This is a genomic window from Laceyella putida, assembly GCF_042665195.1.
Classification (GTDB): domain Bacteria; phylum Bacillota; class Bacilli; order Thermoactinomycetales; family Thermoactinomycetaceae; genus Laceyella; species Laceyella putida.
Genome location: NZ_JBHTBW010000057.1, coordinates 18286 through 33348, shown reverse-complemented (window position 1 = coordinate 33348; position 15063 = coordinate 18286). Strand labels below are relative to the sequence as shown.

Sequence of the window (15063 nt, the reverse complement as noted above, 5' to 3'; positions counted from 1 at the left end):
TCGCTTCTGCCCGACGACTTGTACACATATATTGATACAAATCTCTCAGTAAGGTTGGTTAAATGATGGATAAACCATTGACCAGAAGTTGCTCTTATATCTGCGGGTTGATCATAAAATCTTTGGGCATTTCCATGATCCTGCGGTCTGAGTTGGGGGCGGACGCATGGAATGGCTTTTTTGTGGCGATGTCGGAGTGGTTCGGCTTTACCGTCGGTTCTTGGGTGATCACGTGCGGCGTGCTGATCACCTTGTTGAATGCGCACCTGTTGAAGCGGGGGCCCAACTTCCTCTCGTTGTTGACCATTTTCATCCTGGGATTTTGCATTGACTTCTGGTTAAGCGTGTTGGACTTCCACCCCACTCAACTCCTCTGGAAAGTGCTGACGTTCTGGGGAGGTTTTCTGCTTGCCACCACCGGCATCTCCATCTATGTGCAAAGCAAGTATGCCCTTACACCGGCGGACCACTTGATGTATATCCTGACCCAACGCTATGCGATCAGCCTCACCGCATCCAAAACGGTGATCGATGGGAGTGTTCTGCTCTTGGCCCTCTTGATGCAAGGTCCGCTGGGGTTGGGAACGGTGATTTATACCTTTCTGTGCGGTCCGATCATCCAATTCTTCATTCCCAAGGTGGAACGCCTCCTCTTCACCCACATTCGGACGCGATCTTAAGCGCGCATGGGCGCGGCCGTACCTCGTCATACTAAGGAGTACAAACCGGAAAAAGAAGGAGACCGCCTGTGATGAACCATCCACTTCAACCACCTCCACCCAACCCACCCCGACCTTGGCTGATGTCCCAGACGCTGACAGACGTTTGGTTTGCCCATTGGCCCGTCACCGCCTCTTGTTTGCGCCCGGAGATCCCCTCCAGCTTGGAGATCGATACCTATGGCGATAGCGCCTGGATCAGCGTCGTGGCCTTCCGGGTTTGTGGCGAACGGTTTCGCTTTCTTCCGCCAATGCCTGGCATCTCTTCCTATCTGCAATTGAATCTGCGCACTTATGTCACTTATGACGGAGAACCGGGTGTCTACTTCTTCAGTTGTGATGTCAGTCGCTGGCTGAACGCGATGGGGGCGCGGTTGCTTTTCCACCTGCCCTACCTTCCGGCCCGGTTGCAACTAACCCCACAGGGGGACAACACTTTGCTCACCTGCAACCGTTCCGCTTCCTTCGCTCCCGCGGCCCGGTTTCAGGCGAGCATGCGAACGGTTTCGCCATCATTTCACGCCGCACCCGGCACGCTTGCCCATTGGTTGACCAGCCGCTATTCGCAATATCTGGCGCACCGTGGCGCGCTCTACCGCGGAGATATCCGCCACAAACCTTGGCCCTTGCAACAAGCGGAAGGCTTTATTGATGAAAACACCCTTCCCGCCGCCATTCAGCTTCCCGCCTTGGCCGGGAGTCCGCTCTGCCACTTTGCCACAGCGGTGACCGCCCATATCTGGCCGTTTATTCGCCTGAAAACCGGCCCCACACAGACATGACGCCCCTCTCCATCAACCGGGGCGGGCGTCATGGCTCCATTCACTTTTCCAAGGGTTGCGCATTGCCGAAATTCCGTTTCGCCACATGCGTCGGCTTGGCCCAGCGCACGCCATTGGCGATGATACGCAACACTTGCTCGTTATAGTAGGTTGGGTGGGTCTCATGACCGGGCCGGAAGTAGAAGATTTTCCCCGCGCCACGGGTGAAGGTGCAGGCACTGCGGAACACTTCCCCGCCAGTGAACCAGCTGACCATGATCAATTCATCCGGCTCTGGAATGTCAAAGTACTCCCCATACATCTCTTCGCGCTCCAACTCTATGTACTCGCCAATGCCTTCCACAATCGGATGGCCGGGATTGACAACCCATAACCGTTCTTTGTCTCCCGCTTCGCGCCATTTCAAATCACAGGAAGTGCCCATCAAGCTCTTAAAGATTTTGGAGAAGTGGCCCGAATGCAACACGATCAAGCCCATTCCTTCCAGGACACGTTGTTTGACCCGCTCAACGATGGCGTCCTCCACCTCATGATGCGCGATGTGGCCCCACCAGATCAAGACATCGGTACGGGCCAGGACTTCTTCCGTCAAACCATGCTCCGGCTCATCCAGCGTGGCCGTGGTGACCTCCATCTCCCGCTTCGCCAAATAATCGGCAATCGGCGCATGCAAGCCTTCTGGATAGATTTCTCTCACTTTTTGGTGTTGTTTCTCATGTCTGAATTCATTCCAAATCGTTACTCTGATCATGGAATCGTTCCTTTCCGCATGGGTTCGCTTGAAGCCTGTTCAAAAGAAGGCCGGACAAAAAAAGAGGCGGCAATCCCCGCCCATTTGAAAACACTTTCAAAAAAATTATAGCAAAGAAAGCGCCGATAAATGGATGCGCAGGAATAGATAGATTATTCAAATAACGACAGGAAGAATATATAATCAATATAGAAACTCAGAAACGGAGCCGATCATCTTGAGCCTAATCACGATTTGGGGAGATGAAAGTAGTCAGAACGCGCACAAATACATGGTGTTGGGCACGATTTGGGAACACGAAGCCGCCAATGAGGAGATTGCGCGGGACGTCGAGCAATTGCGGCAACAACTGGGATTTCATCGCGAATTTCACTGGAATGAGATGAAAAAGTACCATCGTGAAGCGTACTTTCGCTTGATCGATCTGTTCATCAAACACATGAAACAAGGAAATATGCAGTTTCGCGCGCTGATCGTCGACATGTCCAACAAACGGAACGTGAAAGCGGATGACAACAAGGAAACCCATTTTTACAAGATGTTTTTCTGGTTGATTTACAAATGGTTAACCCCTGACAACCATTATGATATTTTCCTTGACCGCAAAAGCAATTCGGTGCCCGGGCGGCTGCAGGATTTGGAATATTACTTGAACCGCAAGATGGCCGCCGATTATGTCAAGCTCATTCAGCGACATGCCCCCAGCGCCAATGAAAAAATGAAACTGGCCTATCCCCTGGTCGTGGTGCGCCGCGTAGAGTCACGGGACGGCTCCCAAGCGCCATTGCAGTTGGCCGATGTCCTTGCGGGAGCGATCGCTTATGTGCGCAATGGCCACTATGACAAGGCGGTCGCCAATCATTCCCGCAGTCCCAAGCGGGCTGTGGTGGAATACCTCGAAGCGAAACTCGGCTTCTCTTTGCTTGACTGCCATGCGCGGCATGAGAGCGAAGGGTTTAATCTCTTTTGTTTCAAAAGATGAAAACCGGCGCCCCATTCCCTATCTTGTGTCAGGATGTTCGTCCCGCACAATGATTTCCGCACGACCGAGCAGTCATGGTTTCGGGAAATAGTGGCGCCGATGTATCCAGTATATTCTTCCAATATCTTTATTATACTGTAATTTGCCGCCCAAAGGTATTCTTATTTCCCCGCCAAATGGTCCAGACTGCCCCACACTTCAATTAAGGCCGACCGAAAGAGTTCGTCCAACCGTTCCGTCAGATGCGTATCAGAAACCGGCATCTGCCTGGCCACTTCTTCCAAGTAATCGATTTTCTCTTCCAAGAAAGCGTGGATGCTCTCCACTTTCGCTTCCAAATCCAGTTCTTCACCCGCTTTTTTGCGGGCCAACAGGTCCAAGATATCCGCATGCAACAGGCTGCCGGCCGGGATGAGTTCATCCACCAACCGTTCAAATTCCATCGGCGGCATCGTCTTGTGTTTTTCAATCCACAAACAGCCCAAAATGGGTCGCAGCACATAAAAATATTTCTTGATTTTCACTTGTTCCCCTTGCAGATAACCCCGGAAATTTCCCTTCCCCATATGCAGGTAATGGAACATGCAGGCGCGCGGGGAAAACATCGCCGCAGCCAATTGGCGAAGTTGCCCCGCCACGGAATACGCTTCATGATATTGAATCGGCGAACGGAGCCATTCCAATAACGGCGGATTGGACTTGCGGAAGAGCCTGAGCGCTTTGCGCAACTCCCATCCGTTGATGTCGAGCATGTCGTGAATCGGACGTTCAATCACATCCCGCTTGTCGTTGATGGATAAATACCAATCGACAGGATGGATATAGATAAACCGCACATCATAGTCGCTATCCCGGGAAGGGAAGCCCCACGCCCGACTCCCCGATTCGCAGGCGTACAAAATCTTGACCCCCTGTTCTTCTTCGATATTTTTCAATTCTTTTAAAATCTGTTGATGATCGACTGTCAACTTCATTGGCTCCTTTCATCCAAAACATGACAACCACTAAACGCTCGACATTGAATCACGATCATTTTAATATGGCATAATGCAATCGACAAGATATGAAAACTTCATCGAAAATGGAATAAAAAAGATCATCTCTTATCGAGAGAGGCGGAGGGTGCAAAACTGACTTATGAGAGGAGGGGTAGACGTGCGATGCGGTAGTTGCCGTAATGAAGTTGAATCCACGGCGCAAGTCGAACCGGAATTTCTTGTGCGACCAGTGCTTTTCAAAACCATCTTTTGGATGGAGAAATGGCTATAAATCCTGAACAACAAGAAAAGTCCATTAAGTTTGGAGACCTGGTTGCGCAACCATATGCTTGTAACGCATCAAACACACAGTTCTAAAAAGCGACTAGTCGATTTTACAATAGGCAGAAAGGTTAACCCTATTCATCCCATAGATATCCTTCTGCATTACAATCTTTGTATACTGTCCTACCAGTGGTACATTTTAACATGAGTATATAATTATCTGGAGTTCCTCCAACACGAATAGTTCCTGTATCAGCATATCCTCCTAAATAACCATCCTTCATGATTCTCCCTGTTCGTTCATTATACAATCTGTAATAGATTGTACGATGTCCAGTATTCGAGACGCTAATATAGTTGTAGTTACCTGCATTCAAGTAATTTGCGTACGAATAATTTACTGTAGCCCCCCGACGTAAAGTAACATGTTCAGTACTTGCAAACGAACTTCCACTAAACCCAAACAGAACCACCATCGACATCGTCAATGACCCGAATACAGAGAGTGCTTTCTTCATACAATCATCTCCTATTCCAATATGGCTACCTGACTCTGGTCAGCCATATGAAACCGACTAGTTGGTACACATTCATTTTGTTTATTCTTTATGTTATAATCAATATGTAAATTGCAAAATTTCACAAAACAGGAGAGTTACATGAAACAACAGGAGATGACGGAACGTACGATTCAAAAGCTGATGAACGCTGGCATTGTCTTATTTTCCAAGTATGGATACAGCAACACCAGTGTCGATCAGATTGTAAAGGCAGCGGGACTTTCCAAAGGTGCATTCTACGCTCACTTCCCAACCAAAGAGGCTTTCTTGATGAAGGTTCTCCAGGATGGGATTAGCTTTTATTTTGAGGATTTGCGGGAACTTTTGACCCAAGAAAACCGGGACTTGGTTGATGAGTTTATCAAGTTTTCCGTTGATATGGTGGTCAAGGTATATGAAAAGGGGTTTTCCGCCGTTCTTCTTCATTCCGCAATGACTTGTCAGTACTTACCGCAAGTGCAACAAGAGTTAACCAAGCAGATGGAAGAGTGGCGAACAGACCTCACTCGGTTGTTTGAAGCCATGAAGAAAGAGGGGCTCATTGGCAGTCCACTTGATGCAAGAACGCTGGCGACTGCGGGAATGGCATTGTTTAACGGATACAATGTGCAACATTACATTGATGATCGGATTGATATTAAGGAGATATTAAAAGTATTTGTTGAGCTGTTACAAATTCGATCGCCACGTAGCCACGCAATTACTCGTACGACCGATTAATACAACATTTATCCGCTGTTGATCGGCGTATGCGCAATCATCGCCATCCTGATCGGATATCCGCGGGCAAAAGCGGATAAAGCGAACAAAGCCGCAGTGAAGAAACCAGAACTGAATGTGAACCATTAAAAGGCAACCCCACCTTCCGACGGAATCCGTCCAGAAGGTGGGGTTGTTTTGGCGAATCCGTTTTTCAGCCATCAACTGACTCCAAAAAACTGCGGCAAGTGAGCCCGATGCGCTTCGAGCATTTCATCCAAAATCAGTTTGGCGACGGTGTCGGAATGAACCAATGGATTGATCGTCATCGCCAAGAGCGCGGTCCGGTAGTCACCCGTCACCGCCGCATCGATGGTGACGCGCTCAAACGATTTGATCTGCTGAACCAGTCCGCGGACGGGAACAGGGAGGTCGCCCATAGTGAGCGGACGGGGGCCTTCTTTGGTGATGATGCAGCTCACTTCCACCGCCGAATCGTCCGGGATGCTGGCAATGGCCCCATTGTTGCGGGTATTGACCACTTGGATATCCCGTTTGTCGGTGTGGATGGAGTGAATCAATTGCACCGCCGCTTCACTGTAGTAAGCGCCGCCGCGCCTTTCCAATTGTTTCGGTTTGACGTTCAAGTCAGGATCTTGATACAACTCAAACAATTCATCTTCCAAGCGCTTGACCACTTCCGCACGGGTCCCGGACCGCTCCGTTTCTTCCTTGATTTTGGCCAGCATGGTGCTCGTTTGGTAGTAATAGCGGTGGTACCCGCAAGGAATCACACCCAACGCCTCCACAAACTCCGGCACCCAGCCGACATCGGCAATGTTCTTCGCGGTGATGCCATCCCTTTCCCAACCTGCCAGCATCGCGATCACCCGCTCGGAGATGTCCTTCCCATCAAGGGTTGTTTTCAAGCCATATGACATATGGTTCAATCCGGCAAAATCGATGCGCACCCGTTCAGGCTCCACCCCGAGCTGGTCGGCGATCCCCATGGTGATCCCGATCGGGCCGTTGCACAAGCCGATCACTTTTTTGACAGGGCTGTACCGCAGTACGGCTTCTGTGACGATCCCCGCCGGGTTGGTGAAATTGATCAACCATGCTTGGGGACACAACTCTTCCATCTCTTTGCAGATATCCAAGATCACGGGAATGGTGCGCAACGCCTTGAACAGCCCACCCGGGCCATTGGTCTCTTGCCCGATCACGTCATATTTCAAAGGGATGGCTTCATCCTTCATCCGCGCCGCCAAGCCTCCGACGCGAAACTGCGTGGTGACAAAATCGGCATCCCGCAAGGCCTCGCGCCGATCCAATGTCAAGTGGACCGCAATCGGCACCCCGGCCTTTTCCACCATCCGTTTGGCCAAATTGCCGACGATGTCCAATTTTTCTTTCCCCTCTTCCACATCGACCAGCCAAATTTCGCTAACAGGCAATTCATGATGACGTTTGATAAAGCCTTCAATCAATTCTGGGGTATAGCTTGAACCGCCACCGATGGTCGCAATCTTCAAACCATTTCGCATGATGTGTCCCCTTCCCACTGGCCAATTCCCTTTCCATCCCATGCGTGCGTAAGATCGGGAAAACGTTTTCCTGATCTTGTTTTCATCATAAATGAAACACTTCTCCCATTTCAATGTAAAAGAAAACAACCGCTTTATGCTTTCCCATCCCTTCAAGCAGTGGAGGGGGGATTTGAATGCCCGCCCCACAACGTTTCTGACGGCGATTAAAATCTTCAAGTACCTTTCGCTTCAGGCTCTGGTGTTTACATGCAGTGGAGTGGTTCCTCACTTTTTCACCCCGATCGGCGCCCGCCCTTTCCTGACAAACCGCTCTTGCTCATACACATGACTCACATGCTCATCATATCCCCCGCCCGTCCGTACCCATTCAATCAATGCCGGCGCTTGCTCCGGTCTCACATCACAAAACCAGGTGCCTAAAGTCACCAACCTCCTTGCCGACCAACATGGTAGAATGATCCTGATCGGAACGTCTCATTTTGAGGTGAACACTTATGAAAACGACATCAACAGAAATCTATATTTTAAGCGGGTTTCTGGGAAGCGGCAAAACCACCCTCTTGACCCGGCTGTTAGCCAGGGAAAAAGAACGCGGGCGCAAAGCGGCCGTCTTGATGAACGAACTTGGCAATCTCTCCGTCGATTCGCGCATCCTGCCGCAAGACACCCCCTTGAAAGAACTGTTAAACGGATGCATCTGCTGCACGATCCAGGCACAACTGACACAGCAACTGACAAGCTTGTGCCAGCAATACGCACCGGATGTCATTTATATCGAAGCCACCGGTGCCGCCCATCCGGTCGAAGTGTTGGAAGCTTGTGTCACACCGCTTCTGGCCAAACAGCTTAAAACCTGCAAAATTGTCACCACAGTGGACCTCCCCCGCTGGCGTGATCGCGATCGGCTCAGCATCCGGTTAAAACGTCTCTTGGAGGAACAGGTGCGTTTCTCCGACTTTTTGGTCATCAACAAAGCCAGCGAAGTGGCTGAGGAGGAGAAAGCCGCCTTGCTGTCTGATCTCGCCCAATGCAATGAACAAGCGGAACGGGTCGTGACCGACTTTGCGCGCTTTGACCTATCCCTTCTCTATGACCAAACGGGGCGACAGATCTCCTTCCGTCAAACAGAGGCACACCAGCAAGCCCACGCCGCGGATCACTTGCATGTCCGCACCTTTGCCTATACATGGGATGGACCGATTGACCGCGCCAAATTTGCAGAATGGCTCCGCGCAACGCCCGATACGCTCTATCGCGCCAAAGGGTATATGCGCTTTCTAGACAACCCCCGACAAACTTTTTTGTTCCAATATGCGTATGGCATGCCGATATTCACCGAGGAGCCATTCCCTTACCCCTTTACCGTTGTCTTCATTGGAGAGGCGTTGCCGGAAGCGGAATGGAAAGAGCAGTTGGCCAAACTGTAATGGCGGCAAGCGGCCTGTCGCATGCAGGACGCGGGGCATTTCCATGGCAAACGCAAGAGCCCAGGCGATACCGCCTGGGCTTTCAAGTATTGCGCGTTCATCTTATGTCAATTTGGGTTCGATCCGCGCAATCAATTGGCGCGCCCGTTTGATCCAGCGCTGGTCGATTTCCGCGTCACCCGTGGGAATCGGTTTGCTGAACTGGTTGACGGCGGCACTGATTACGCCAATGTCACCGGACGGATCATTCCCGGTGCGAAACTCATGTTTGATGACAAACGGTTTGCCCAAGGTGACAAGAGTTTCCTCCCGCCCCATTTCGATGTCCCCTGAAACGGCATACACGGGGATGCGCAGGTAATAACGATGACCGTGTTCTTCCTCCCAGTCCAAAGCATGGTCAAAATAACCGTGGTCATACTGATAACCCCCACCAAGGTCAAACCCTTCCGGTGACAGGATGGACTGGCATTTGCCCAAAGTGAGTTGGATCCCTTCGACGGTTGAATCAATCGGTATCATGAATGAAGCTCCCATCTGCACAAATTTTCCTTTCCTAGTATGCGCGTGAATCCGATACCTCATCCATGCTTGGTCAGCATTCCCCCCGACAGACACTTCGCCCCCTAGATCCCACATCACAGCTTGCGACGGACCCGTCTTGGACGATGGGACGTTTACTCAATCCCCTCCTCCACAAAGAAACGGGAAGTCTCACTCCAGGTTTCACCCGGCTCAAGCAGAACCAGTCCGGTTTGTTCGGCGGACAACGGCACATTGGGCGCATTCACCATGTTGGTTTGCGGCTCCGGACAGAAAAACCCGCTCTTGGCATCCCCGTTGTACATCATCCAAAAACGATACTTCGTCCCGGCATCGTAAATGAACCGCACCTGTTCTTTGAGATCGGTCAACACCATGCGGTTGCTTCCGGCTTGCGGTTCGGCCGAATAATGATGATCCAGCTCAGCGAAGAACGGGGAAACGCCCGCTTGCTTGAGCAACCGTTCCTCCGGTTGCAAGGGAACCGTGTTTCCGGTCGGCAACATGCGCCCGGACAGTTCGATCCGCTCGCCGATCGTCAAGGAAACCCGCATATCGTCCATCGTGCTATGCTTGGCAAATGGCGCGCTGATGGAAGTGTGGAAGCCCAACATGCATGGCATCGCGTCAGAGCCTTGGTTTGTGACCGCCACATGTTGTTCCAGGCCTTGCGTCGACAGTGCATAACGGATGCGAATCTCAAAAAGGTGCGGGAAATGGGCATACGTTTTCGCTTGCTTGTCCACCGATTGCACCAATTCCACAAAAACGGAGGAGTCCGTTTCCCCGACCTGACTCACCCCCCATGGCGCCTTAAAAAAGAAACCGTGGATGTGATTGTGGTGGGCCGGTTCGGTAATGGGGAGTCGGTACGCCTGACCGGCCACCTGAAACGCGCCGTCTTCATAACGGTTGGGTGGAAAAAGCACAGGAATTCCATGCAACAGCGGGCATTCCGCAAAAAGTGCCATCTCTTCCGCCTGCGGTTCGCGGATAAAGGCATACTCCCGCTCCACATCGCGGAAGGAAACCAGATTGCCTCCCACCTCCGGCAACACCACCGCCGCATAGGGATGGACATAGAGCTCAATGCCTTTCACCCCATGAAACAAAACTTCCCTGATGCCTTTCGCTTGTTGTTCTGCCATTGTTTCACATGCCCTTCTGCTTGTTATTTAGATCCGCTTGGTCCACATGGAGTTCAATCAGGTTGCCATCGGGGTCGCAACAAAAGATTTGCGCGAAACCGCTGGTGCTGTTCGGCTTTTCGAGGATCTCCACGCCTTGTTGCTTTAGCCACGCCGCCGTCGCGCGATCATCTTTCACCCTGAGGGCAACATGGCCATCCCTGGTGTCCAGTGCGGTGGTTTTCCTTCGTGTGACCGCCGGTTCATGAACGATCAGGTGGATCTGTTGGTTCCCCACTTGGTACCACGCACCCGGGAAATCAAACGGGGGCCGGTCGATCTCTTCCAAACCCAACACACTGCCATAAAAAGCTTTGGCCTTCTTCAAGTCCGTCACCGCCACGCTGACATGGTGAATGGCTTCGTATCGGATCAAGGATCTCGCCTTCTTTTTAAAAATAATTAAGGTTGATTTTGGAGCTCACTTCCCGTCCACCTGCCAATCACCCGAAAAGTTGGCTCTACCTTATATGTCAAATGTAAGCGCTCACTTTAGTAACCAGACATTGCCCATCCCGCGAAAAATGCCAGCGATATGATCCCAGGAGTGGATTAGCCGGTAAATGGCAGGCGGTTTTGCCTGTACCCTGTGGGTGACAGCGCAGTGAATGGGAGCATTTGATCAAAGCGGAGAAGCCGAACGAAGGAGAGAAACGGGCGACGGAGCCTCCATCAGACGAAGCGAACATGGAACGCAGACTCAAAATCCGCCTCCATCCACAACCTATATGTGGCAAATCGACATCGCTGATATGAGCATGTCATTCTTATTATATTAAAACATCCTTTCGCCAACAATTGAAACAATTCAAACAGAAACGCCCTTCCCCGGCTTTAGGGAAGAGCGTCCATCCATTGCTCACTCTTAACGAAAATCTTCTTCTTTCCCAAAAAAGGCATCCAACGCCCACCGTCTGCTTCCCGTCAGGATCAACGAGACGGACATCGCCAACAGCGCCACGTCAAACTCAAATCCGGCCGCTTGGCCATTCCCCATGAAACCGGCAGACCACTTGACTGTGACAATGGCGCCCACCATGACGCATGCAAACAGGAAAGCGACAATGCGTGTTCCCAGACCCAGAATCATCGCGATCCCACCCACCAACTCAATGATGGCCACCACATACGCCATGAAACTGGGAATCCCCATGCTCGCAAACCAACCGGCCACATTGCCGATCCCCATGGCGGTAAACTTGACGATGCCGTGCAACATAAAGGTAAAGCCCAAGACAAGCCGCAAAATGAGTGCGCTCACTTCTGCTCTTGTGTTCACTTGATAACACCCTTTCTTTAGTTGAATAATGATCCATTAGATAAACATAATAAAATTACTTTTCGTAAGCTAGTATAAAATAGTAACATAATAAAGTCAACAGGGGATGGTCTGATTCCGTATTTTTCCAGTTCCCCTTCACAAAAAGCCGCTCATATTCACGGTTTATACAAATATCCATGCTATGCCACCTAACCTTGATGATGATCATCATGAATAGGGCTTCGGCGACCATCAAATTAAGAGTTATATACAGTCCGATCATGAGCCCGTGTCTATATCCAAGTCCTCCTCATATATCATTTCCCTCCAAATTATAAAAAGGGATTTCAGTCCAAATAAAAAGGACCTAAAGGCCCATTCAGTCTCTGTTCAACTCATTAATCAACTTTACAAGACACTCTTCAAGCTGCTCAAACGTTTGATATCTTTGTCGCCGGTCTTTCTTCAGGCACTTCATCAATATCTTCTCCAACTCAGGAAACGGTTCCGCACCGGCTTGCGCAAACGAACGAACCTTCCCTTGGGCGACAGCCTTCAACATCTCTTCAAACGGGAATTCATAGCCTGTATCTTCCATCGTTTCCCCATAAGCCACAGGCACGACTCCGGTATAAATTAAATACGCCACCGCTCCGAAGCTGTATATTTCTGAAACGGGATCAAGGGGAATGTGTTGATCATCAACCAGCATCCCGCTTGCCGTCTCTGGAGGAACAAAGTGAACCAATGCTCCACGATAAGCCGCATCCGGGTCATTTGCCTTAACGGCGAGTTCCAGATCAATGAGATGAAACCTTCCCTCCGGATCGATGATAAAATGCCCGGGCTGGAGATCACCGTGAAGATAACCCAAGGCATAAAGCTCCATCACTTTCTTTAACATTTGGAGCAAGTCTTCCACAAATCGTCGCTTATGTTCAAGGGAACATGGCATGGTCCGCGCATAAGACATGTACTCAAAAGCGGTTTTGCCATGCAACCACTTGCGCAAAAGCCAAAAGTGATCATCCACTTTCCCGCTGTCCACGTACAAGCCCCCTGTCAAACTGTGTATCTCCTTAAGTATCCGCGCCTCTTTTTGCAATGATCTGGTACGCGGGGTTGCCGTCTTGTCATCAGTAAGCAACTCTATCGCTTTTAACAACATTTCTGTCCCATTCTCTTCAACCTTCAAGGCAATCCCTTTTCTGGTGGGAAGGTTTTTTACAACATTCAGCTCCATACCTGTTGCATCATTGATTCTTTTAATAAAGTCTGCGCTCATCTTCCATCCTCCTTAACCTTGCAGTCACTTTCCTCTCTACCCACTCTTTCACTTGTTGATAATAATGATGATTGCGCATGCTTTCTATAGATGATATGTCACACCCATTTTGTAAAAGAAATTCATGAACATTTTTCCCATTATCTTTTGACTCCAATAATGTTGACATTAAAAAGGGAGCCTCGGTGAAGAAAAATGGGTCTCTGCTTTTCACTGCGGATCGTATGGATAGGAAATGACAAGGCGGTTCCGGGATAGGAAGTCCATCACGACTTACATCTCTCTCCTTAATCCAAAACTTTCCCAACATAATCCCCACTTGTGTGTATAAAACCTTAAGCAAATAATGAGGCCAACCAAACAATTCCTTGCCATCCACATCGTCAAACTTGGCCGATAGTTCAAAAATGACGTTTTCACAAGCCAGTATCCCCTTTTGACTATGGATATTCCCTTTCCGGAAACGGCGGAACCTCTCGATTTCAACGATCCCGACATAAAACATGCCCTCTTGCAAATCGAATATTGATTCTCCATCTAACCTATAATGACTGGCAAATAACACACTTTGTTGTTCCGCAGGAGCGAGGAAAGGACAAAACCCATCGGCAATGGCGGAACAATAACGGCTAAAATCGTTCTCCTCATTAAATTGAATCATTCGCCTTTCCTTCAGAGTAACCATTTTTATATCGACTCCTTGGTAATTGTTGATGGGGTACCACCACAGCAGCACCCCAACATTGAAATCCCATCCCTAATCCTCGTCCCCGCCATCGCCAGGGATCGGTCTGCATCTCCAAGAACCGCGGGTCCATTCACCCGTTGCCTTATATTCGTTATAAACAATCTGATCCAAATTGCCATGAGCGTCCATGAACCATACGGGATGAAGAGAACCAAAACGTTTCTCGTAATCACGAACCCAAGGTACCCTACCTTCACCTGAGTCCTGCGCATGCCCAACTTCTTTGCCTACGGTTTGCAAACAAAAGGCTTTGTACTTTGTTTGGCACTTCAGCAGTCTATGCCAAACAGAATCAATAAACCCCGATGGCATGCTTAATTCTTTGACCCCTTCACCAAACAGTTGAAAGAAGCGGCCAAGCTCTTCTTCTGCCACTTGGAACAAATTCGAGTGAACTTGAACAACTGCACTCATGAGATTTCCTCCCTATTCTCAAAAATATCCTCGCTTCTAGCTAACAGCTTTTTCTCTATAATCACCCCCTTTAGTGTTGCATTCAGATCATGGTGGAGATATATAGGAACACAGCCGAGTTGATCATGTGTTCCTATAATCATCTTCTGATCACCCAAAATAAATTGTGAACAGTCAGTTTTATCACGGAGGAAAAACTCTACAAATACTTCCCATGTTCACATTTTCTCGCCAAATAATTTGTTTTTTCAAAATCAATTCAAATATGTTATACTGGATTAAACCAAATCATTTTGTTACCCCGTCGTGTTCTGCGCTTTGGGGTATTTTTTTGTACCCACACATACTACTGCGTTATAACACCATACTCTCAGGAAAAGATGTCATACGACTTCCCGAGGATCAACGTGGTGCCGTTTTGCATGTTCAGTGTTTGACTGTCCAACAATTGGATCGGAATCATTTGCCCATCTTCCGTGTGCAAGTGGATGGTTGCCACTTTCTGCTTGAAACTGTACTCAAAATAACAAATGACCTTCGTCCAATCACGGCTTTCCTTCTGTGACTCCATAAAATTCGCATCACTCAAGACTTTAATTCCACGATCCGACCTTGAAATTTCGGACAAATTCGTTTACTTCATCTGCTCGCCCATCAATGCGCATTCTCATCAAGATGACCACCTCTTCTATCAACTATTTCACTGTCCAAAACCACTTATCTAATGACTGAGCTCATTGTATTACACCCAAATATAGGTCACAATATTTAAATTTTTAACTATATTGCCTCATCTCGTCATGGTATACTACTTGATTTGCAAACTCTTTTCTCATTTTGATGGCATCACACTTAAAAACCATGGCATATCACAGAAAACGACAAGACTATCG

17 protein-coding genes are annotated in these 15063 nt (G+C 49.2%); 5 read left to right on the top strand and 12 right to left on the bottom strand.

Going from position 1 to position 15063, the window contains the following annotated elements:
• Nucleotides 1–65: 65 nt before the first annotated feature.
• Entirely contained in the window at nt 66–680 is a 615-nt protein-coding gene (locus tag ACFQNG_RS16155) for a YczE/YyaS/YitT family protein (protein WP_379866610.1), read from the top strand.
• Nucleotides 681–751: 71 nt separating this feature from the next.
• On the top strand, nt 752–1501 hold the full coding sequence (locus tag ACFQNG_RS16150) for a YqjF family protein (RefSeq protein ID WP_379866609.1): 750 nt from the start codon (nt 752–754) through the stop codon (nt 1499–1501).
• A gap of 40 nt (nt 1502–1541) precedes the next feature.
• Here the strand turns inward: ACFQNG_RS16150 and ACFQNG_RS16145 are convergent, their stop codons facing one another.
• Nucleotides 1542–2252 (bottom strand): ThuA domain-containing protein, encoded by a 711-nt coding sequence (locus ACFQNG_RS16145; protein ID WP_379866606.1) that lies wholly within the window; start codon nt 2250–2252, stop codon nt 1542–1544.
• Between the two features lie 217 nt (nt 2253–2469).
• On the opposite strand from ACFQNG_RS16145, the gene ACFQNG_RS16140 reads away from it, so the two are divergent.
• Nucleotides 2470–3234: a DUF3800 domain-containing protein gene (locus tag ACFQNG_RS16140; RefSeq protein ID WP_379866604.1), complete on the top strand. Its 765-nt coding sequence runs from the start codon at nt 2470–2472 to the stop codon at nt 3232–3234.
• Nucleotides 3235–3395: 161 nt separating this feature from the next.
• Here the strand turns inward: ACFQNG_RS16140 and ACFQNG_RS16135 are convergent, their stop codons facing one another.
• Complete coding sequence (locus ACFQNG_RS16135) at nt 3396–4202, bottom strand: nucleotidyltransferase domain-containing protein (protein ID WP_379866603.1); 807 nt, start codon at nt 4200–4202, stop codon at nt 3396–3398.
• A gap of 953 nt (nt 4203–5155) precedes the next feature.
• On the opposite strand from ACFQNG_RS16135, the gene ACFQNG_RS16130 reads away from it, so the two are divergent.
• Nucleotides 5156–5776, top strand: coding sequence for a TetR/AcrR family transcriptional regulator (locus ACFQNG_RS16130; RefSeq protein WP_379866601.1), 621 nt, complete (start codon nt 5156–5158; stop codon nt 5774–5776).
• 200 nt (nt 5777–5976) lie between these two features.
• On the opposite strand, the gene ACFQNG_RS16125 is transcribed toward ACFQNG_RS16130, so the two are convergent.
• Together ACFQNG_RS16125 and ACFQNG_RS16120 are read right to left on the bottom strand one after the other, a co-directional pair.
• Nucleotides 5977–7302, bottom strand: coding sequence for a 6-phospho-beta-glucosidase (locus tag ACFQNG_RS16125; protein WP_379866600.1), 1326 nt, complete (start codon nt 7300–7302; stop codon nt 5977–5979).
• 267 nt (nt 7303–7569) lie between these two features.
• Nucleotides 7570–7731 (bottom strand): hypothetical protein, encoded by a 162-nt coding sequence (locus ACFQNG_RS16120; RefSeq protein ID WP_379866599.1) that lies wholly within the window; start codon nt 7729–7731, stop codon nt 7570–7572.
• A gap of 68 nt (nt 7732–7799) precedes the next feature.
• Between ACFQNG_RS16120 and ACFQNG_RS16115 the strand changes: the two genes are divergently transcribed.
• The gene (locus ACFQNG_RS16115; RefSeq protein WP_379866597.1) at nt 7800–8732 is read left to right on the top strand and encodes a CobW family GTP-binding protein; all 933 of its coding nucleotides are present in this window, start codon (nt 7800–7802) and stop codon (nt 8730–8732) included.
• A gap of 102 nt (nt 8733–8834) precedes the next feature.
• Here the strand turns inward: ACFQNG_RS16115 and ACFQNG_RS16110 are convergent, their stop codons facing one another.
• The 8 genes from ACFQNG_RS16110 to ACFQNG_RS16075 all read right to left on the bottom strand — a co-directional run bounded on the left by ACFQNG_RS16110 (nt 8835) and on the right by ACFQNG_RS16075 (nt 14759).
• Nucleotides 8835–9254: a YugN family protein gene (locus ACFQNG_RS16110; protein ID WP_379866596.1), complete on the bottom strand. Its 420-nt coding sequence runs from the start codon at nt 9252–9254 to the stop codon at nt 8835–8837.
• Between the two features lie 155 nt (nt 9255–9409).
• Nucleotides 9410–10423, bottom strand: a complete 1014-nt coding sequence (locus ACFQNG_RS16105; protein ID WP_379866595.1) for an aldose 1-epimerase — start codon at nt 10421–10423, stop codon at nt 9410–9412.
• Nucleotides 10424–10427: 4 nt separating this feature from the next.
• Nucleotides 10428–10838 carry a VOC family protein gene (locus tag ACFQNG_RS16100; RefSeq protein WP_379866594.1) on the bottom strand — a complete coding sequence of 137 codons (411 nt, stop codon included), beginning with the start codon at nt 10836–10838 and terminating at the stop codon, nt 10428–10430.
• Between the two features lie 489 nt (nt 10839–11327).
• Complete coding sequence (locus ACFQNG_RS16095) at nt 11328–11741, bottom strand: DoxX family protein (protein ID WP_379866593.1); 414 nt, start codon at nt 11739–11741, stop codon at nt 11328–11330.
• 361 nt (nt 11742–12102) lie between these two features.
• Nucleotides 12103–13008: a serine/threonine protein kinase gene (locus ACFQNG_RS16090; RefSeq protein WP_379866592.1), complete on the bottom strand. Its 906-nt coding sequence runs from the start codon at nt 13006–13008 to the stop codon at nt 12103–12105.
• Nucleotides 12989–13693 carry a hypothetical protein gene (locus ACFQNG_RS16085; protein WP_379866591.1) on the bottom strand — a complete coding sequence of 235 codons (705 nt, stop codon included), beginning with the start codon at nt 13691–13693 and terminating at the stop codon, nt 12989–12991. Before ACFQNG_RS16085 ends, ACFQNG_RS16090 begins: the two co-directional genes overlap by 20 nt.
• Nucleotides 13694–13765: 72 nt before the next feature.
• Nucleotides 13766–14170 carry a glycine-rich domain-containing protein gene (locus tag ACFQNG_RS16080; protein ID WP_379866589.1) on the bottom strand — a complete coding sequence of 135 codons (405 nt, stop codon included), beginning with the start codon at nt 14168–14170 and terminating at the stop codon, nt 13766–13768.
• Between the two features lie 370 nt (nt 14171–14540).
• Nucleotides 14541–14759 (bottom strand): hypothetical protein, encoded by a 219-nt coding sequence (locus tag ACFQNG_RS16075; RefSeq protein WP_379866588.1) that lies wholly within the window; start codon nt 14757–14759, stop codon nt 14541–14543.
• Between the last annotated feature and the right edge of the window lie 304 nt (nt 14760–15063).

Excerpts from the sequence above, each read along its gene's own strand:
- ACFQNG_RS16150 (WP_379866609.1), top strand. The coding sequence starts at position 752 with ATGAACCATCCACTTCAACCACCTCCACCCAACCCACCCCGACCTTGG.
- ACFQNG_RS16125 (WP_379866600.1), bottom strand. The coding sequence starts at position 7,302 with ATGCGAAATGGTTTGAAGATTGCGACCATCGGTGGCGGTTCAAGCTAT.
- ACFQNG_RS16110 (WP_379866596.1), bottom strand. The coding sequence starts at position 9,254 with ATGATACCGATTGATTCAACCGTCGAAGGGATCCAACTCACTTTGGGC.
- ACFQNG_RS16080 (WP_379866589.1), bottom strand. The coding sequence starts at position 14,170 with ATGAGTGCAGTTGTTCAAGTTCACTCGAATTTGTTCCAAGTGGCAGAA.
- ACFQNG_RS16155 (WP_379866610.1), top strand. The coding sequence starts at position 66 with ATGGATAAACCATTGACCAGAAGTTGCTCTTATATCTGCGGGTTGATC.
- ACFQNG_RS16090 (WP_379866592.1), bottom strand. The coding sequence starts at position 13,008 with ATGAGCGCAGACTTTATTAAAAGAATCAATGATGCAACAGGTATGGAG.
- ACFQNG_RS16115 (WP_379866597.1), top strand. The coding sequence starts at position 7,800 with ATGAAAACGACATCAACAGAAATCTATATTTTAAGCGGGTTTCTGGGA.
- ACFQNG_RS16105 (WP_379866595.1), bottom strand. The coding sequence starts at position 10,423 with ATGGCAGAACAACAAGCGAAAGGCATCAGGGAAGTTTTGTTTCATGGG.
- ACFQNG_RS16085 (WP_379866591.1), bottom strand. The coding sequence starts at position 13,693 with ATGGTTACTCTGAAGGAAAGGCGAATGATTCAATTTAATGAGGAGAAC.
- ACFQNG_RS16130 (WP_379866601.1), top strand. The coding sequence starts at position 5,156 with ATGAAACAACAGGAGATGACGGAACGTACGATTCAAAAGCTGATGAAC.
- ACFQNG_RS16145 (WP_379866606.1), bottom strand. The coding sequence starts at position 2,252 with ATGATCAGAGTAACGATTTGGAATGAATTCAGACATGAGAAACAACAC.